The 18,410-nt window shown below is 38.9% G+C and carries 17 protein-coding genes and 1 pseudogene; 8 read left to right on the top strand and 10 right to left on the bottom strand.

Translation table 11 applies throughout. The annotated features are described in order from the left end of the window. Nucleotides 1-170: 170 nt before the first annotated feature. Complete coding sequence (gene tyrS / locus CSV77_RS04975; RefSeq protein ID WP_099629616.1) at nt 171-1,436, top strand: tyrosine--tRNA ligase; 1,266 nt, start codon at nt 171-173, stop codon at nt 1,434-1,436. Between the two features lie 262 nt (nt 1,437-1,698). Here tyrS and CSV77_RS04970 read toward each other — a convergent pair whose 3' ends face one another. After that, complete coding sequence (locus tag CSV77_RS04970) at nt 1,699-1,989, bottom strand: hypothetical protein (RefSeq protein ID WP_099672519.1); 291 nt, start codon at nt 1,987-1,989, stop codon at nt 1,699-1,701. Nucleotides 1,990-2,248: 259 nt separating this feature from the next. Between CSV77_RS04970 and CSV77_RS04965 the strand changes: the two genes are divergently transcribed. Together CSV77_RS04965 and CSV77_RS04960 are read left to right on the top strand one after the other, a co-directional pair. Then, nucleotides 2,249-2,452, top strand: a complete 204-nt coding sequence (locus CSV77_RS04965) for a hypothetical protein (protein WP_099672518.1) — start codon at nt 2,249-2,251, stop codon at nt 2,450-2,452. Between the two features lie 428 nt (nt 2,453-2,880). Beyond that, on the top strand, nt 2,881-3,552 hold the full coding sequence (locus tag CSV77_RS04960; RefSeq protein ID WP_099672517.1) for a hypothetical protein: 672 nt from the start codon (nt 2,881-2,883) through the stop codon (nt 3,550-3,552). Here the strand turns inward: CSV77_RS04960 and CSV77_RS17335 are convergent. From CSV77_RS17335 to rpsD, 7 genes and pseudogenes are all read right to left on the bottom strand, one after another. Beyond that, complete coding sequence (locus CSV77_RS17335) at nt 3,451-3,855, bottom strand: tyrosine-type recombinase/integrase (protein ID WP_099672516.1); 405 nt, start codon at nt 3,853-3,855, stop codon at nt 3,451-3,453. The two genes, CSV77_RS04960 and CSV77_RS17335, sit on opposite strands and share 102 nt — an antisense overlap. 884 nt (nt 3,856-4,739) lie before the next feature. After that, the gene (locus tag CSV77_RS04950; RefSeq protein ID WP_099672515.1) at nt 4,740-5,531 is read right to left on the bottom strand and encodes a DUF1829 domain-containing protein; all 792 of its coding nucleotides are present in this window, start codon (nt 5,529-5,531) and stop codon (nt 4,740-4,742) included. Between the two features lie 15 nt (nt 5,532-5,546). Next, a complete protein-coding gene (locus CSV77_RS04945) occupies nt 5,547-6,026 on the bottom strand; it encodes a DUF6978 family protein (protein WP_099672514.1) in 480 nt (159 codons plus the stop codon). Nucleotides 6,027-6,172: 146 nt separating this feature from the next. Then, on the bottom strand, nt 6,173-6,373 hold the full coding sequence (locus CSV77_RS04940; RefSeq protein ID WP_233212172.1) for a hypothetical protein: 201 nt from the start codon (nt 6,371-6,373) through the stop codon (nt 6,173-6,175). A gap of 705 nt (nt 6,374-7,078) precedes the next feature. Continuing rightward, nucleotides 7,079-7,330 (bottom strand): annotated as a pseudogene (locus tag CSV77_RS17100) (hypothetical protein). Nucleotides 7,331-7,538: 208 nt separating this feature from the next. Then, nucleotides 7,539-8,207: a hypothetical protein gene (locus CSV77_RS04930; protein WP_099672512.1), complete on the bottom strand. Its 669-nt coding sequence runs from the start codon at nt 8,205-8,207 to the stop codon at nt 7,539-7,541. A 366-nt stretch (nt 8,208-8,573) separates the two neighbouring features. Beyond that, complete coding sequence (gene rpsD, locus CSV77_RS04925) at nt 8,574-9,176, bottom strand: 30S ribosomal protein S4 (protein WP_099632789.1); 603 nt, start codon at nt 9,174-9,176, stop codon at nt 8,574-8,576. 529 nt (nt 9,177-9,705) lie between these two features. On the opposite strand from rpsD, the gene megL reads away from it, so the two are divergent. Together megL and CSV77_RS04915 are read left to right on the top strand one after the other, a co-directional pair. Further along, on the top strand, nt 9,706-10,896 hold the full coding sequence (gene megL / locus CSV77_RS04920) for a methionine gamma-lyase (RefSeq protein WP_099672511.1): 1,191 nt from the start codon (nt 9,706-9,708) through the stop codon (nt 10,894-10,896). Between the two features lie 422 nt (nt 10,897-11,318). Continuing rightward, nucleotides 11,319-12,467, top strand: coding sequence for a baeRF3 domain-containing protein (locus CSV77_RS04915; protein ID WP_099672510.1), 1,149 nt, complete (start codon nt 11,319-11,321; stop codon nt 12,465-12,467). Between the two features lie 44 nt (nt 12,468-12,511). Here the strand turns inward: CSV77_RS04915 and CSV77_RS04910 are convergent, their stop codons facing one another. After that, nucleotides 12,512-12,892 (bottom strand): carboxymuconolactone decarboxylase family protein, encoded by a 381-nt coding sequence (locus tag CSV77_RS04910; protein WP_199173094.1) that lies wholly within the window; start codon nt 12,890-12,892, stop codon nt 12,512-12,514. 215 nt (nt 12,893-13,107) lie between these two features. On the opposite strand from CSV77_RS04910, the gene CSV77_RS04905 reads away from it, so the two are divergent. Continuing rightward, complete coding sequence (locus CSV77_RS04905; protein ID WP_099629633.1) at nt 13,108-13,425, top strand: YflT domain-containing protein; 318 nt, start codon at nt 13,108-13,110, stop codon at nt 13,423-13,425. Nucleotides 13,426-13,522: 97 nt separating this feature from the next. On the opposite strand, the gene CSV77_RS04900 is transcribed toward CSV77_RS04905, so the two are convergent. Next, nucleotides 13,523-14,329, bottom strand: coding sequence for a S1C family serine protease (locus CSV77_RS04900; protein ID WP_099672509.1), 807 nt, complete (start codon nt 14,327-14,329; stop codon nt 13,523-13,525). A 179-nt stretch (nt 14,330-14,508) separates the two neighbouring features. Between CSV77_RS04900 and CSV77_RS04895 the strand changes: the two genes are divergently transcribed. Beyond that, entirely contained in the window at nt 14,509-16,458 is a 1,950-nt protein-coding gene (locus tag CSV77_RS04895; RefSeq protein WP_158232024.1) for a flagellar assembly protein A, read from the top strand. A 205-nt stretch (nt 16,459-16,663) separates the two neighbouring features. After that, complete coding sequence (ezrA, locus tag CSV77_RS04890) at nt 16,664-18,355, top strand: septation ring formation regulator EzrA (RefSeq protein WP_099629636.1); 1,692 nt, start codon at nt 16,664-16,666, stop codon at nt 18,353-18,355. Nucleotides 18,356-18,410 lie beyond the last annotated feature (55 nt).

Raw genomic sequence — 18,410 nt, 5'->3', positions numbered from 1 at the left:
TACAGTTTTGGAGTGTACGTTTTGCGCAACGTTACTAGCGCCTTAAAGCCGGAGAGTACTTACTCTCAAGCCGGGTGGTACCGCGTTATAATTAATCAACTAACGTCCCTGCATGATCATTTTTTGATCGTGTGGGGACTTTTTACGTTGAAAATAGGGGGATATAGGACATGTCGAATGAATTAATGGATGATTTACGTTGGAGAGGCTTGCTATACCAACAGACGAATGAAGAAGGTCTTGAGAAGCTTCTAACAGACGAGAAGATTTCACTATACTGCGGAGTAGACCCAACCGCGGATAGTATGCACATCGGCCATATCGTACCGATGCTGACACTGCGTCGCTTTCAGTTACACGGACACCAGCCTATTCTATTAATTGGTGGCGCTACAGGAATGATCGGGGATCCATCTGGACGCTCAGAAGAACGCCAATTACAAACGACAGATCAAGTAGACGCGAATGTTCGTGGAATCAAAAAACAACTAGAGATGATCTTTGATTTCCAAACAGAAAATGGTGCGAAACTTGTAAACAATAATGACTGGATCGGTTCCATGTCATTGATCGAATTCTTGCGTGATTATGGCAAATTGCTAAGCGTCAATTACATGCTTGCAAAAGACAATGTGGCGTCTCGTTTAGATCAAGGAATTTCCTTCACGGAATTTTCATACATGTTAATGCAAGGCGCGGACTTCAACCACTTATATGATAACTATAATTGCCGTGTGCAAATTGGTGGATCAGATCAGTGGGGGAATATCACGACAGGCCTAGAAGTCATTCGCAAAAAGCATGACGAAGAAGTACAAGCATACGGATTTACGATTCCATTGGTAACAAAAGCAGATGGCACGAAATTCGGTAAATCTGCTGGCGGTGCGGTATGGCTCGATGCGAAGAAAACTTCTCCATATGAGTTCTATCAATTCTGGATCAACGCAGCAGACGCAGACGTTGTGAAGTATTTGAAAATCTTTACCTTCCTAAGCCGTGAAGAAATCGAAGCACTTGAAGTTTCCGTACAACAAGAGCCGCATTTACGTAAAGCACAGAAGACGTTAGCAGAAGAAATGACTCGTCTAATTCATGGTCAGGACGCACTTGATCAAGCATTACGCATTTCAGCAGCGCTATTTAGCGGAGATTTAAAAGCATTGACGGCTACTGAAATGAAAGATGCGTTTAAAGATGTGCCGACTGTCGAAATGGAAAAAGTCGATCAAAACATCGTGGATTTCATTGTGCAAGCAGGTGTATCTCCATCAAAACGCCAAGCTCGTGAAGACGTAACGAACGGTGCGATTTCCTTTAACGGAGAACGTATTACAGATACAGCGTTCACAGTAGGGGCAGAGCAACGTTTGGAAGATGCTTTTACCATTGTGAGACGTGGGAAAAAGAAATATAGTATGGTGAAGTTTGTTTAACTGGGAGTTAGTGAATTGAAAAAAGAGTATATGATGTATGCTATGACATTAGGGTTTCTTGGTTAGTATCAAGGATCGAAAATATGGTAAGTTTCGTAATTCATAATGGATGAAAAGGCATCTCTTCGGAGGTGTCTTTTTATATTAGAAATAACATACATAACTGATAGTGGGAATCATAAAAAGTGCCTATGTAAAACAGTCATATTCGTTTGAACGAACGAAGAAGTTGGTTACATAAGCACTGTAAAATAATACGTTTTTATTTAGTTAACAACTTTTTGATAATGCGAATATCTGTGTCATGGTCGTTTAGTAAGCGCTGGGTTTTACGCATATCATCTGATTTTGCTTTGTTGAATAAAATCTGTTCAGAGAACGTATCGATTTTCTGGCTATTGGGATTGGTGCGTACGTCCTGTTCGGCAATGGCTTTCTTCATAAATGTTAGTTCATCTATAATACTGGAAATATCGGTCTTGAGAGAAGAAAGATCCTGTTCCATATTTGTAACTTTGTCCAACATAAGTTCAAGAAGTTCTCGATCCGTCATATAATACCTCCTACTATTTTTTATGTGTGTTTCAATAGTTGTCTAACTGAAATTAACTTACTGTATATTTGATGTTTATCATATCGTGTTTTAAATAATTTGTATAGAACATATATTCGTAATCAATATATTTCTAATGTAGTCATGTACGTGATGACAATACTGAACTTAAAACACTATAACTTAGCATTCACGCACTCAACATAAAAGGGTTTTCTTTCCCTATGTCGAATACTGTAGATAGAGGGATGTGAGAAGTTTGAAAAAATACAGAGTACATTACCACTTTGCGGGCGCTGAAAGTATTTTAAGAATAGTTGAAGCAGCAGATCAAGAAGATGCTTTAGGGATCGCGACAAATTCTCGAAGCAATGATATTGTTTTTACCGATAGTAAAGGGACGTTATATTGTTTCTTTTATAGAGATGTACAATATGTTTCAGTTACAGAAGACAAAGCATAAATAATTATTCAGAGCGTCCTTTAGAGGGGCGCTCTTTTATTTGATCTAAATACTCATCATAATGAAGGCTCACTTCCTCATATTTTGTAATAAAAAATAAAGAAATATAATTGATTACACGTTTCTAAGTAGTACCATGGACGTATCACATTGAAACATAGGGACGTACCAAAATGAAACGACACAACGTATCATATTGGGACGGCCTATAACCAAAGAACTTAAGAATACTAAGAATTAAAGAATAAAGATAGTGTCGAGAAGTACCTCGACGTTAATTATTCCGTTATGAATTTTCTACTAAAAAATATTTCCGCAACTTGTATCCTTTTTGCTTCTAAACTCTATATAGAGAGCAAAGCCAACGTGGTAGTCATTTGTAACATAAAACCAAAGTTTACGTCTACGTTCAAAAGGAGTGGAGAATTATGAGAAAACGAACGCTACTATTTTCCATTTTATTGTTGCTGACAGCTTGCTCTTTCAATCCATCCCCGCAGAACACGATTATTGACTGGGTGGATTTTGTGAAATGGAATGATACAACGTATGGGGCGAACTATGAAATGAACGAGCTTAATAAGGACTGGGAAACAGCTGGAGAAGTAGGAGAAGTGAAGTATAGGTTGGATGGCCATGCGGGAACGAATCATCAAACGAAAAATGGAGACGCAGCTTATTTGTCAAAAGGGACGAAATTGTTCGCAATGAAAGGCTATGATCCGGCATTTCGAATTATAGCGGACGGGAAGGTATACGAAGTAACTGAATCGGATACGGCTGAAACGGTTGGAGACTTTTTAGATATAGAAGGGAAAGTGCAGCGAGTTATTTTGCAAAGTGAGCAAGATTTATCGTTCATTGGAGAGTTTACGGATGAGCATGCGGAGCAACTGATTGAAGAGTTGGTGGTTATGCCGTATGAACCAGAAAGACGTGCGACTGAAGGAAAGCGAGTGTTTTTTGGAATTGAACTAGTAGATGGGACTATGACACGATCAGTTTATTGGCCGGAGACGGGTTATGTTAATTATGGTGGAGTGGCTTCGGAGGAAGTGAAAGAGATATTTGAGGCTGAGATTGGAGAGTATGATTATTGAGAAAATGCTAGTTTGCAAGGAGATGCGTTGACTAATTAATATTGTGGCATGTGTATGACGTAATCCGTGCGGCGTGATTTTCTTCAAATTAATTTGTTTGTTAATTCTTCTGAAGCAATAATTTAATGTGTTATTAGCGATAGGGGTGTCATCTTGATCAGATATAAACACATAGACTTTCACTCGGTGTAGCTTGCCAATCGATAGTTTCTTCTGAATGCACCATTTATGGTATGATTCCAGTTGGCTAATCAGCACCCCATTAATAAGGATGGTCCGATAACTTCGTTTCGTTTTCGGCATTCTATCACCCTATCGATCTCTTGTAAGACTGACAGTCAATAGCTTTTTAGCGAAGTCTATATCCGAACATTTGAGACCTTGTAACTAACCACGATGTGATCCAGTATAGGCTAAGGTAAGGATGGTCGTGTAATTCGTGATATTTTCCAATTTTTTGCGGGTTTCAAGAACACATTCGGCTCATCAGCTGTATAGAAGTTCTCTTTCTTCTCTCCACTTTCAATAATGATAGTATTAAAGCGATTGCAAACGATAATCTCATCTTCTACAGCAGTGTTGTCACTATCTTGAATAGTCTATGAAACAATTGAACAGTACCAGGGGCATGTTTCTTTAACAGGACGTTAATGAACTTGAGTTTGTATGTGGACTTATCTAAAGATATCAGTACGTATTTCCCAAGAAGGGGTTTCATCTGATATTTGATAGCATTTTCACGCTGCAACTTAGAAATGACTTTTCAATCTTTTTAATAGGTTTCAAACCAAATATCTAACCACTATGAAATAGTGAGGTTTGAGTGATCGACTTTACTCATATTGCCATTAACCAAGTCGGATTTCACTTTCAGCAGCTTGCGCAAGGCCAACTTTTCAGTAATCAAGCTCTGCTCAACTATTTCGAAACGTTTATCCAGTCAATCGCAATAACGATGTCTGTATCCCCAAATTTTTTCGCGTTTAGTATTCACGTACCTGAATACTAAGGGTTCTTTTTTGAATAAGTACGTTTAGGTTTGTCTGTTTTCTTTTGCACATTATTGTCATCTTTTGTGGCGTAGACAGACGCTGTGGGAGATGATGAGAAATTATCTGTTTTGTAGGAATGTATGTTCTTTTTTAGGGGAAAAAGAAAAGCCTATGAAAAGGCTAATCTTTAAGTATTTATCCTGTTAAAGAAAGAGCTTTCTTTAAGCTTGGTTTGTCATAAAAACCTACTGGCTCTATTTTGTACTCTTGGAAGGCATCTAAATATTTGCTCGGAATAGTTTTATCTTTATCGTTTATCAAAGCAACCATGCCCAAATTTTCTCCATATTTCGATTCTCTTTGTTTGCTCGTATCACTCCAGCTTAACAAAGTGCGTTCCAACTGAGTTTGATCTAAATGATTTATCAAACGTACTAATTTTTTTTCTCTATTATGAACATTCATGAGGTAGTCGAAGTGATGAGACAGTCTCGATTTACCTTGTATTTCTATATCAGGAAACGGATCGAAAATATCATCATGTTTTCTAAAGTAATTAGTGACTTCTTCAAAAAATAAGTTTTTAATAGTTTTTTTCCCATACCACAGTAAATCAGATACAGATAAAATAGCTTGAATTAATTGATGTATGGCTTTACCGAGGTTATTTTTATCTGTCATAATAAATAATTCATTTGATTCGACTTCTAAATGTACATTCAATCTTCCAATTAAGGTATGCAACAGATTTTGGCGGTGAGTTCCTTTTCTAAATGACATTCCAGTCGCCTCTAAACTCCAGATAGTGAAACCGCCGTCCGTGACTTTAAATTGATCTGAATTTGTTTCAATATAAATTTTTATGTTTTCATTTAAAGAATCAGTAAAAGGAGAAGAAATTTCAACCGCGTTATGAAGAACGTCGGAAAAAGTCGTGTTCTCTTGAATCCACTTAAAATAAGAATTTTGGGCAATGTTGCTTGTCATTTATCTCACCACCATTCAGATTAATCCAGCAAAGGTTATTTTGCCTTCTCTCTTTACATTAATATACTCTATGAAGTCTAAAAATACCTGCTCTAATGAAGAAGTGTCAGTAAACTGAGAAGGTAAATTAAACGCCCTGACATGAGTTTTATCATCACCCTTCTCTTTCTTACGTACCCATTCTTCACTAGAGAATAACAATATCCTGTTACCTGCAATCGTCACGCCGTCCGCATTGTTATGGAAGCCAACAGGATCAATATTTACTCTTACTAAGTTATGATTTGTTTCTTTGTCACGTAAATGGATTGATATTTTATCATCTCTATAGCGCGGTGTGTAATAATGCAGAAAAAACTCACCGGTTATTTCACCTTTAAGGTTAATAACGCCTTTATTATCGGGTTTTAAATCAATATTGTATTTTTGGAGAAGCATTTTAAGCATTTCAATAAGCGTTTTAGCTTCCTCATCCGTTAAATTTAATTCTCTCATATGTACCTCCGAATGCAAGCGTAATTTTATTCATTTCACTCCAACGTCCTCACCTTCCCACGCGACATTGTAATTGCCTGCGCAGTGAAAGTTATAGCTTATTCTGAAATAACTTGAAATATCTAGTGGCAGGGGGGAGTACCCCATCATTTAAACAACGAGAAAAACCCCTTCTTCTTGGGTTTGGATAAAGGTTGTCCGGTTACCTTCTTTGCAGCGTATTTCGCAGGATTCTTCATTGCTGTTGATCCACCTTTACCGTAACCAGGAACAACGGCTTTCTTTACAGATCTTTTCGCTTGCGATTGAATCTTTTTTAACGGTGAACGCGGCTTTTTTAATTTCAATGTAAACACTCCCTATAAATTTATGTAAGACGGCAATTTTTCACTTAGATAGTTAACAAAAAAGGTCAAGCTGTATTGCTCCTTTTTAATGAAATTGTTCAATGGTGCCCAATCTGCCGTTTGTAGATAGCATTACATCGACTGATGGTTAAATATAAACTCCATCCGATGAGCAGCGGCTTCGTCAGTCACCAAGAAATAATCTGCAATGTCCGAGATCGCCACAGGCGCTTCGTACGCCTCCGCATATACATCTTCAATGATAATTTACCCTGGCATCAGTAGATAGGCGGCCATGGGCCTCGTCTGACTCTCAAACTTGCCGGTGGTGTATTTAATCCACGCTCAGTTGTGTTTGATGATGGGTATACAAGTTACAGAACTCTTCAGCAGGCAACAATTTCTTTTTGATTGCGTCCAATCCTTCTTTAATGAAGATGGTCCTACGTCGTGCATGAACCTTCAGTATGGAGAACGCCTTAAGATATCTATTAATTGCTATTCCTTCTATATAAGGAGAGTCTAAGTGCAATACTCTGATACCGTAACGCTAACAGATGTCATACAAATTGATTTCATCTGGTTATGTATAGTGAAAATGGGGGAGGACCTTGTCGGCCCGTTTCTCCCAGTAGTCGATGTTGTGTCTTAGCTGTATAGATTTCAAGACATTTATTGATAAATCATAACAAATCATTGATATTTTTATTTCATATATGAAATAATCCACATTTTCCAATCTTCAAGTTTAATATATAGCCAGAATCCATAAATTCCCAAAGTGATTAACGTCAACAGCTAGTACTTGATCCAGTGACCGAACAATCTGATAGCAGAACTGTTAAAACTGCGTTCTTCTACCCTCAATGACTGTGTGATTGATCTTCAATCCATAAATCATATGGCCCAAAGTGCACAAATCCTTAATGTGAAAAATATAACTAGCCATCCTAATATCGACTATCCAATACATTTGAGTAGTACGTCGGCAAAATATGAATTAGATATACCTTTCACTTCTAGTGAGGAAGTCATTTCAACATTGATATTTGTTGTCATCATTATCCCACCTAATTATTTTATATTACAAACGTAGTATAGTGAGATATTACAATATTGTATGTAAAAAAATACAATTATAAAAACCGTAGTTCATTAAATTATATTATTTCTTCAGGTTAGTTGAAAGTGTATCTATCTTATTTTGGATGTTTTGTATTATATCTCTTTGTAGATTATCATCAATGTCGTCTTTAGCGAGGAAAAATAAAACATCTTTATACTTATCAATTGCTTTTTTATAATTCTCTTTAAACTCTTCTTTTTCGGCTTTTAACAGAAGATCTTGATACTCCGCGTCATGTATATAACGCATGACCTTAATACCTAACTCTTCATTCATGTATCCGAAATCATTTTGAAGTTCTTTTAAAAATAAAAGAGCTTTGTTGGCATTATTAATTTTAGTGTTAAGAGTTTTAGCTAGTCCGGCTTTCCTTAGAAAGTCATCAGTTTTATTATAAGCTTCTGCTTCTATGATTTGGCTTTTGATTACACTAATCTTATTTTTAAAAGAGTCTATATCCAGAGGAATATTGATGCCCTTAGAAACATATTCCTCAGCCAATATATTTAAGTTATTAACAATAGTATCAACACGACCTAAGCGAGTATTGAAGACTTTTGAGTTATCTACTAGTTCGGCAGACTCTTGAATAATTTCTATATGTCTATTTATACAAAGCTTGACTGGACCATCGCAATTTGGACATAAACCCATTTCTGAAACTCTAAGGAAGATGCCTTTCTTATTGCAATAATTACATTGTGCCAATTGTTTCCCCTCCTAATCTTATTAATTTCCAGAAAACTATTACTCATTACTATCTTCTCGGAATATCTGCATTAGATTATTTCACTTAAACAATCTTTTACTTTTGGTACTAGGTTTTAGATACCTAGAAAGAGTCAGGTTTTTTCAGCGATTGAAATTATAATTAATATTACCATTGTTGTAATTTAAATACCATATGGTTATCGAGAAACCTTCTTATACATTAGAAGTTGTTTGATATATATTAATTTCATTATCTGAGGTATCGTATCAGTTCTAATTCAAATGATCTCAAAATTTCTTTACGTAACTACAAAAAACCCGCCAGCCGAGATAGATATCTCAGCCAACGGGGTTTCCTTGTTATTAACGAGAGTAGAATTCAACGATCAATGCTTCGTTGATTTCAGCAGCTAATTCGCCGCGCTCTGGAAGGCGTACGAATGTACCTTTTTTCGTATCTTTATCGAAAGTTACGAAGTCTGGAACGAAGTTATTCACTTCTAGTGCTTCTTCGATAGCAGTCAAGTTTTGAGATTTCTCACGAAGAGAGATTTCAGAACCTGTTTTCACTGCGAATGAAGGGATGTCAACGCGCTTGCCGTCTACCAAGATGTGACCGTGGTTGACTAGCTGACGAGCTGCACGACGAGTGCGTGCAAGACCCATGCGGTACACAACGTTATCCAAGCGAGCTTCAAGAAGAATCATGAAGTTTTCACCGTGAATACCTTGCATTTTACCAGCTTTGTTGAAAAGTGTGCGGAATTGACGTTCGTTCACTCCGTACATAAAGCGTAGTTTTTGTTTTTCCTGTAATTGCATTCCGTATTCGGAAAGTTTTTTACGTTGGTTTGGACCGTGTTGTCCTGGTGCGTATGGACGCTTTTCAATTTCTTTACCAGTGCCTGTTAGTGAGATACCTAAACGGCGTGACAATTTCCAAGATGGACCTGTATATCGAGCCATGAGAGACTCCTCCTCTGTTGGTTTTATTTTGTTGTAAAATAAGACCAGATATGTTCAATCCATCTGCCATTCTATAATCTTGCAACTTCGCCCCTGCAGCCTCGAGGTTACGTGGTGCACCTTAAAAAAGGAATAGACTGGACAAAACAGAACACATAACTGCTGCGAATATTTTACACAAAGCATAGCATACCAAGTTATTCACTATTGGTCAAGCATTTCAGTTTTATAAGTTGCATTAAAGTAAATCACTTCAGTTTTTAAAAATGATATTTACCTAGTACTGCAACACTTAGCAGATTTTCGTTACAGGCGGTGACTCCAGCGAGAACAGCGCGAGCTTGAAGCCGTGCCTGCGGAAAGCGTCCGTCTGGAACGGAAATCAGCGTTTCTTAACTAGTTATAGATTTCTTTATTCTATTTAAAATAGATTGAAGTAATTGCTCTTTCGTTTTGCAAACAATCGATGTACACTAGACTAAAGCGTTTTCATAATAATATGAATAAGCTATAACAAGGAGGAATCAGCATGAAGAACACTAACAACTGGCACAAAGAGACGGCCGTGATTCATGAAGGATACGACAGTAAAGATCATCAGGGAAGTTTAGCTGTGCCGCTGTATCAAACCTCAACTTATGTATTTGATTCGGCTGAACAAGGAGAGCGACGTTTTGCTGGTGAAGAAGCGGGGAATATTTATTCTCGTTTAGGAAATCCGACGGTCGCTGTGCTGGAAGAACGTATTGCCAAGATGGAAGAGGGCGCAGCAGGACTTGCATTTGCTTCTGGTATGGCCGCAGTTAGTGCGGTGCTCGTTCATTTGACAAAAGCAAATGACCATGTGATTTGTTCGCGTGGGATTTATGGTTGCACATTCGGATTCTTAAAAATATTAGAAGAGAAGTATAATATCACGCATGATTTAATCTCCATGAAAACGGAACAAGAAATCGAAAAAGCTGTGAAACCAGAAACTACATGTATATATATAGAGTCGCCAATTAATCCGACGATGGAGCTAGTTGATCTTGAAGCGGTAGTTAATGTAGCGAAGCGCCATAACTTGAAAGTAGTAGTGGATAATACTTTCTGCTCTCCTTACATACAAACACCTTTAACATTCGGTGTAGACTATGTACTTCATAGCGCAACGAAATACATTAATGGACACGGTGATGTGATCGCGGGGTTGCTCGTTGGTAAAGATGCAGACGAGATGGCAAAACTTCGTGGGACCGTGTTAAAAGATTTCGGTGGTATCATTTCGCCATTCGATGCATGGCTATTGTTACGCGGTATTAAGACATTACCTATCCGTATGGATCGTCATTCAGCCAATGCCAAAATTATTTTTGAGTATTTACAGAAGCATCCGAAAGTAGAAGAAGTATTCTATCCATTTGATGATCAGCATCCGCAGTATGAGATCGCGAAGAAGCAGATGAAAATGGGTGGCGGATTGATTTCCTTTACCATCAAAGGCGGAAAAGAAGAGGCGCAGAAGTTGCTGAATCATTTATCGCTCGTCAAATTGGCAGTGAGTCTAGGAGATGCAGAGACGCTAATGCAGCACCCCGCGACGATGACACACTCTGCTGTGCCGAAAGAAGGTCGTCAGAAGATGGGTGTGTCTGATACGTTACTACGCTTATCTGTGGGACTTGAGCATATGGAAGATATCATGGCAGATTTGGATCAAGCATTTGAAGCGATCTAAATTGAAAAAAGCGAGCGTCCCCTATTGGGGAGCTCGCTTTTTATATAGGATAATAAATGTTACGTTTGACAACGATTATATGTGTTGATTTATATAGCATGTAGATTCTGATTGGACCTCTTTTGCCGCGGTCGTTGTTCTACTGGTTGTTTCCCTTAAGCAACGCAAACCCTACCTACTTTTGCGTCCTTGCGACCCTATAGTCGCGCCAGTGATGAATAAGTGTTCCGAATAAACATCTGCAGAACGCCATTTTTATGTCAGATCTGTTATCAATCCCAAACAATAACTATACATGAGTTGCAGTAGTTTGTCAAGAAGCTTCTACACTATCGGAATCGTATAGTTTATAAACAAGTGAATAGGGAACAAGTTGAATAGAGCCTGTTGTATGCAGGAAAATTTTTGTTGGAGGGATTAGGATGAACGTAGAGATTGTAAACGAATTTCCTCATGAGTTTTTGAAGGAGCAAGCGGAGACATGCATCTCCATTTATCAACCGACCCACCGGTATCGACCTGAAAATCAACAAGACCCGATTAGATTTAAAAACTTACTACAGAAAGTGAATCAAGAGTTGTCAAAAAAACATGCGGCGAATGAAGTGAAAAGTCTATTGGCTCCACTTGAGAAACTAGAAGGCGAGCGTCCTTTCTGGGCACATGCAGGAGATGGACTCGCATTATTCGCAACGAAAGATCGTATCATTGCCTATCGACTGCAACGTCCTGTACCTGAATTGGCGATTGTGTCAGACAGTTTCCATATCAAACCGCTTATTCGCGTATTCCAATCTGCTGATCGTTATCATCTGCTTGGTGTCAACAGACAAGAATTCAAACTTTTTGAAGGGAATCGATATGGTGTAGAGGAAGTAGAAATCCCTGAGGAATTGGCGAAAACCAAAGATGAAGCGATTGGAAATCAAGTGACCGAATCGCATTTGGGCGCTGGTAATACAGGTGGCGCTGCTGGAACGGTGATGTTGCATGGACATGGTGGTAAAAAAGATGAAATTGATATCGATATTGAGCGTTATTTCCGATACGTAGATCGAACGGTTGCAGAGAATTACTCTAAGCCGATGGAGATCCCACTATATCTAGTAACACTTTCAGAATACCAGACGCAGTTCAAAGAGTTAAGTCATAATCCATACTTGCAAGCCGATGGAATTAAGTCCGACTTTGATGCCTTAAGTCTTGAACAGTTACGTAAAATGGCGTGGGAATTAGTAGAACCCACGTATTTACAGAAAACAAAAGACTTAGTGGAAAATTTTGAAAATGCTAAAGTGAGCGACCAAGCTTCCGAAAACATTGAAGAAATTGCTAAAGCGGCAAGTGAAGACCGAATCAGACGACTCATATTGGAAGACGATTATCAATATCCAGGTAGAATCAACCTAGAAACAGGAGAAATTCAGACGGAAAATCTGGAGGGATCTGCAGTGGACGATGTACTGGATGACTTAGCAGAAACCGTCTTTAAAACCGGAGGCGAAGTAGTGGTTCTTCCAAAAGAACGGATGCCTGTTGGAACAGGGGCAGCTGCCATCTTTAGATGGTAAGAAGAAAATCCGGCCAAGAGATATCTCTTGGTCGGATTTTCCTGTCATTTTTCTTGTTCGAAAACTTCTTTAGCTACAGTCAACGCGGTTTGTACACGTGGAAATCCAACGTAAGGAATGAGTTGCATCATGCTCTCCACGATTTCTGTTTTAGTAAAACCGACTGTTACTGCACGCTTTATATGCGTTTTTATTTGTGTAGTCGCTCCTTGCGTGACAAGTGAAGAGAGTGTCACTAATTGTCTTTGTTTACTATCAAGCCCCGGTCGCGAATAAATCTCACCATACGCGAACTCCACTATGTATTTCCGTAAATCTGGCGCCAACTCTTTTAATGCGTCGGCCGTCATCAGGCGTTCGGCTTCTTCCTCACTTACATACTCCTTAATCTTCTCTAAACCTGCTTCAATGCGTTCTGTTGACAATGAAATAACCCCCTGTTTTTGCTGTGTTATAAAGAAAGTATAGCATATTCTGACTATTGCTTTGTTTTTCAAGCTAGGAATTACGTAATATCTATCAGTTTAAAACAAGATAATGGTTCAAAGGATGTGAAATTCGGCATTATTGTTTAACGATCGCTAAGAATAGGTATAGATGAATAGAGCAGAAAACAACTATATAATGGAGGTAATAATAAATGGATAAGTTTTTCCTAGAGAACGCAGTACAAGCTAAAAAGAAGATTGAAGAATTGGTAGGGCAAGGCTACACGCATGATGAGATTTATGTTTTCGCGCACAGTGAAGATCGTGAAGACAAAATTTCAGACGCATTGGATTCAGAACAAGTAGGTATGGCAGAGATGGGCTTCCTTAATACAATGAAGAACATGTTCACATCTCGCGGCGATACATTGCGCGCACAGATGCAAGCGATCGGCCTTTCAAAAACAGAAGCTGAAGAAGGCGAAAGTGAACTAGATAAAGGTAAATTATTGCTAGTTGCTAAAAAGTAAGACAGTAAATAAACCGGTTAAAGGAGATGACTCCTTTGACCGGTTTTGTTTTGTATACATACAGATTAGAAAGATGTAACTCCCGAGCCGTTCTCTGTCACGTACTTTTTTCCTTAGCCATTGCCTCGTAATAAGCATCTACAGGAATGAACAACCCTACCTTACCGTGCGTTTCCTCATCCAATGTAGCAAAGACAATGCCAATCACTTTGCCTTCTTTATTAATAACAGGACTCCCACTATTTCCTCTATAAACAGGAGCCTTGATCATCACAACAGGAATGTCCCAATCTGTTAGCTGTATGTAGTCAATCGTGTGACCTTTATTCGCTATTCCTGAAAAACTCAATGGATTTCCGATAAACGTAATGGGCTCATGATCGTAAAAAGTCGTTTTCTCCGCTAGAGTTAAGTGAGGAAGATCCGTTCCGTTGACCTCGAGTACTGCTAGATCGATGTCTGGAAACACGTGTGTGACATCTGCGGTAAACCGGTCGCCTTCCGGGAAAGAGACGATCATCGATTCATTTCCTTCTACTACATGAAAATTCGTTAGTATGGTACCTTGTTCATTAATGGCAAAGCCTGTACCTTTCGTATTTTCTGTGGCTACGACAACTACCGACTCTTTAAATTCTGCTATTTGTGGATCGGAAGATAACTCTGAAGATGCTTTTAGAAACTCCAATGCTGGAATGGAATATATCTGAAAAACGATAGCGAACGTACTGAGTGCTAACGTAGTTGCCATAATCCAAAACATCCACTTAGGAAAAGGACGATAGGTGCGGCGGACATTTTTTTCGGCTGCTGCTTTCTCTAAAGCTTCCCGTTGTGCTTCGAGTACGAGATCTTGCAGCTCATCATCGTCCAAATCTTCTTGATACGGATCTTTGCTATCCACTAGTACCACCTCTTTCTCGTACATAGTTTATCAGATAATGAATATGAAGGAAGCGAACGGAGATTTCGGAATAGAGGTTATTAGAAAGCTCTGAATAGTCTTGGAGAATAGTTAAAAGGAATCTGTTTTATGCTATACTATATATGAAGATAAAGGGCTATATAGATGGGGGTGCAAATATGACCAGATCCATTACAACACAAGCTGAAACGGTAGGAGAGGCGATTAAAGATGCGCTTGAAATTCTGCAATTGACAATAGATGACGTTCACATCCATGTAAAAAGACCCGCGGGTACCTCAATGTTCGGACTCAAAAGAGTGTTAGCAGAAGTAACAATTACTGAAAGAGAAAAAACGAGTAGCATACAAGAAGAACTAGAAGAAATTCCTGCGGGTGTCCGTATTCACAATGGACGATTGGAAGTTCGATTCGGTAAGCAAGACTATCCAATTATTGTGCCTTCGCCTGGCGTCGAACTACTGATCAACGGAATTGAATGTACAGGACGGACGATCTTAGAACCGACAGATCATGTAGAGTGTGAGGCAATTGCCGAAGAAGTGAATACTCAACTCGTCATACAACTGAGTGATGATCAGATGATTGCGACTGCTTTAGTGACGCCTGGAAAAAGAATCACGCGTACATTGCAGAATACGTCTTGGAAACAAGTTCTCAAAATTCAAGCAATTGAAAAAGTACATGTATTCAACGAGTTGACGATAGATTCGCTAATGGAAGAACTGCATCGTATGGGGATTGATCCTTCCTATATGTCCATGAATGGTATTCAGCAAGCTGTAAATACGCTTGAATTTGCAGAATTTTTCGTCGCCCGAGGAATTCTTCCTATTGAAAGTCAAGATGCACGTTTGGACATTCATTTGAATTTCAAAAAGCCAGAAGGTGATGATGAAGCTCCTATTGATTTCCGCGAGCATAACTTTATTCCGACCGTGAAAGCGGGTCAGCTGATAGCTACGTATATCCCAGCGGTACAAGGGGTCAACGGCATAAATGTACTAGGCGTAACGTATAAAGTGAAACCACCTAAAGACGTGATCGTCCGTCCAGGTCCTACTGTAGATAGTATACTGCATAAGCTCTATGCGAAAATTGATGGAAGACCCGTTATTGAGTGGCGCAGTAAACTCGCAAAGATTTATGTGAATCGAGAATATCGGCATGCTGCAGATGTCAGCTTGGAAAGTGGCAATATTCATTTTGAAGGAGATGTATGGATTGGTGGTAGTGTGCATCCTTCCATGTTCATTGCGGCTTCAGGCTTTATCACGATTATGAAGAATTGCACAAAGGCCTCCATTCGTGGAACGAAGTCTGTATTCATTCAAGGGAGTATTTTCTCATCCACTGTTACAGTAGGCATTCAGGAAAAGGTTATTACGATCATGATCAATGATTTGAAGGAAATTCTCGACTACTTACGCAATATCGACTCAGCACTCGTTCAAATCTTTGCATTACGTGGTGAGAATCCCGAAGAGGTGCCGCCATTTATATTGAAGCAAGTCATTCAGTTATTATTGGAGCAAAAATACGCGGCGTTTACAGACATGAATCGACACTTTATACAAGTAGTGAAAAATCATACGAGAAGATTGGATCAAGAATGGCTAGGTTTAGCTGAGCGTTTATATCAGTTATTTGTCGACCCACTTAGAGAGGAACATACGAATGTTCTGTATTTACGAAAATTGATCGAGAAAGCGAATCAATTAATTGAAATTTACGGTGAAGAAATTCGTCCGGAATCTGTATTACAAGCGGCCTTCGCGTTGAATAGTATTTTGTACAGTAACGGAGATATCCATATCCGCTCAAAAGGAGTATATAATTGTTCTCTTACAGCGCTTCAAGATATTACTATTAAAGGCGTGTGTCGTGGCGGGGAAGTCATTGCGGGGAGACATATAGAATTGGATGAAACGGGATCGCCCGCAGGAGTGAAAACATGTATTCAGACAAATGCAGGAGGAATCATACAAATTGGAAAGGCATATCCCGGGACATGGATTCAAATTGGTTCGCAACGCTATGAAATCTTGCAGATTCGCCAGCAAGTAACAGCAAAATTAAATGAGGAAGGCCTTTTATCTATTATGTAAATGAATAATTCGCCAAATTTACAAGTAGGAAATGTGGGAATACGAGAATTCATCTTGAAATATCCTAAGATATGATAAAAAGTTCGTAGTTTTTTAAAAAAGATGTGAATAGAAGACGAAAATGCTTTAAACATGTTACGATATACTATAATATCTAAAGTAGTCACTTTATGCGCGAAGTGTGGGATAGGGGGATCATAGTGAGATGATATACGTCATCATTCCATTAGTTATCATCATTGTTCTAACAGTGATGGCATTTCTGTCTAGGCGAAAGCATATACAAGAAATCAGTGAAATGGAACAAGAAAAATTACAAATTCAAAACGAGCCAATATTTGAAGAAATGACGAAAGTAAAGCAGTTGAACATGACTGGCGAAACAGAAGAAATGTTCGAGAGATGGCGCAATAATTGGACAGAAGTAGTAGATGATCGCCTTCATAATGTAGATATGCTTTTACTGGATGCTGAAGGGCAAGTTGATCGTTTCCGCTTTAAGAAAGCAACGGAAACGGAAAAACAGATCCGCGAAATCTTGAACGAATGTGAAAAAGAGATGCGAACGATCTTGCAGGAATTAAACGAACTGATCGGCAGTGAAGAAAGAAATCGGTTCGAAATAGAAACGGTAAAAGAACACCACCGTGCCGCGCGCAAAAAGATCTTAGCTCATCAGTACGCATTTGGACCGGCAGTGGAGTCTTTAGAGAAAGAGTGGGAATCCTTCAATCCAAGGTTTGAAGAATACGACGCACTTATCGACAATGGAAACTACTTACAAGCGCGTGAAATTGTGATTGTACTAGGAGCAAAAGAAGAACGCTTTTCGTTTTTACTCGATGAGATTCCTGCATTACTTAATGAGTTGCAGACGAAAATACCTGCGGCTTTGCGAGAATTGCGTAAAGGAATTATCGAAATGGAAGGTCAGGAGTATTATTTAGGACATCTGAAAATGCCTTCTCGTTTCGAAAAAATCGAACAACAAATTGCGGATCTTCGACAGTTATTAGCACGCTTGGATGTGGAAGAAGTAGCAGCGGAAGTAAATGAAATTCATGACGAAATCGAATCATTCTATGATGTATTGGAAGAGGAAGTTAGTTCCCGTCATTACGTAGATGAGCATTTGGATCAAATGTTGGATCTGTTTGAAGAACTTCAATATGCGATTCCGGATACGATTGAAGAAGTGAAATTCGTTCAACAAAGTTACCGTCTTGATGAAAATGAAGTCGTTATTCCACAAATGGCATTGCAAAAATTGAACGCATTGGCGAAGCGAATTGAAATATTCATCGAACGTCAAGATGCGAAAAACTTGGCATACTCCGCTCAACAAATTGAGTTGCAAGAGCTAGTGGAAGAATTGGATGCCATTTCTGATGCGCATTCCAAGTTCAGTAGTCGTATTAAGAATCTTCGGATCGACGAAAATCTCGTACGTTCCCGCATTGTGACTCTTGCACAGCAACTTCAAATTGCGGATCGTAATTTACACCGTGCCAATATCCCGGGAATTCCCGATGATATGGAAGTGCAACTTGAAGAAGCAGATGAACAAATATTTATTGTGAAACAAAGTTTGGAAGAAGTGCCACTTAATATGGCGTTGGTTGAATCATACGTTGAAAAAGCAGATACAGTAGTCACTGATGTTTGTGCGAAAGCTGCAGATATGATTGAAAATGCATTGCTTGTAGAACGAATCATCCAATACGGTAACCGTTACCGTGCATCTCATCCGGACGTTCACACTAAATTGTTGAAAGCTGAAGAGTCCTTCATGCAATGCCGCTACTTAAGAGCATTGGAAGAAGCAGGTACTGCGGTGGAAGAAGTTGAACCAGGCGCCTTGAAAAAGATTCAAGGTATGATTCAAGTTAAAGTATAATTATATTCCGACAAAGCCACCGGTTTTCCGGTGGCTTTGTTTCGCTCATTCATAT

Source organism: Sporosarcina sp. P16b (assembly GCF_002743065.1).
Lineage (GTDB): Bacteria > Bacillota > Bacilli > Bacillales_A > Planococcaceae > Sporosarcina.
This window is presented reverse-complemented; position numbering and strand designations above follow the sequence as displayed.

What these genes read in the sequence shown, in the direction of transcription:
- tyrS (WP_099629616.1), top strand. Translation starts at nt 171, where the DNA reads ATGTCGAATGAATTAATGGATGATTTACGTTGGAGAGGCTTGCTATAC.
- CSV77_RS17335 (WP_099672516.1), bottom strand. Translation starts at nt 3,855, where the DNA reads ATGCCGAAAACGAAACGAAGTTATCGGACCATCCTTATTAATGGGGTG.
- CSV77_RS04945 (WP_099672514.1), bottom strand. Translation starts at nt 6,026, where the DNA reads ATGAGAGAATTAAATTTAACGGATGAGGAAGCTAAAACGCTTATTGAA.
- rpsD (WP_099632789.1), bottom strand. Translation starts at nt 9,176, where the DNA reads ATGGCTCGATATACAGGTCCATCTTGGAAATTGTCACGCCGTTTAGGT.
- CSV77_RS04960 (WP_099672517.1), top strand. Translation starts at nt 2,881, where the DNA reads ATGAGAAAACGAACGCTACTATTTTCCATTTTATTGTTGCTGACAGCT.
- CSV77_RS04970 (WP_099672519.1), bottom strand. Translation starts at nt 1,989, where the DNA reads ATGACGGATCGAGAACTTCTTGAACTTATGTTGGACAAAGTTACAAAT.
- CSV77_RS04895 (WP_158232024.1), top strand. Translation starts at nt 14,509, where the DNA reads ATGACCAGATCCATTACAACACAAGCTGAAACGGTAGGAGAGGCGATT.
- CSV77_RS04915 (WP_099672510.1), top strand. Translation starts at nt 11,319, where the DNA reads ATGAACGTAGAGATTGTAAACGAATTTCCTCATGAGTTTTTGAAGGAG.
- CSV77_RS04950 (WP_099672515.1), bottom strand. Translation starts at nt 5,531, where the DNA reads ATGACAAGCAACATTGCCCAAAATTCTTATTTTAAGTGGATTCAAGAG.
- megL (WP_099672511.1), top strand. Translation starts at nt 9,706, where the DNA reads ATGAAGAACACTAACAACTGGCACAAAGAGACGGCCGTGATTCATGAA.
- ezrA (WP_099629636.1), top strand. Translation starts at nt 16,664, where the DNA reads ATGATATACGTCATCATTCCATTAGTTATCATCATTGTTCTAACAGTG.
- CSV77_RS04905 (WP_099629633.1), top strand. Translation starts at nt 13,108, where the DNA reads ATGGATAAGTTTTTCCTAGAGAACGCAGTACAAGCTAAAAAGAAGATT.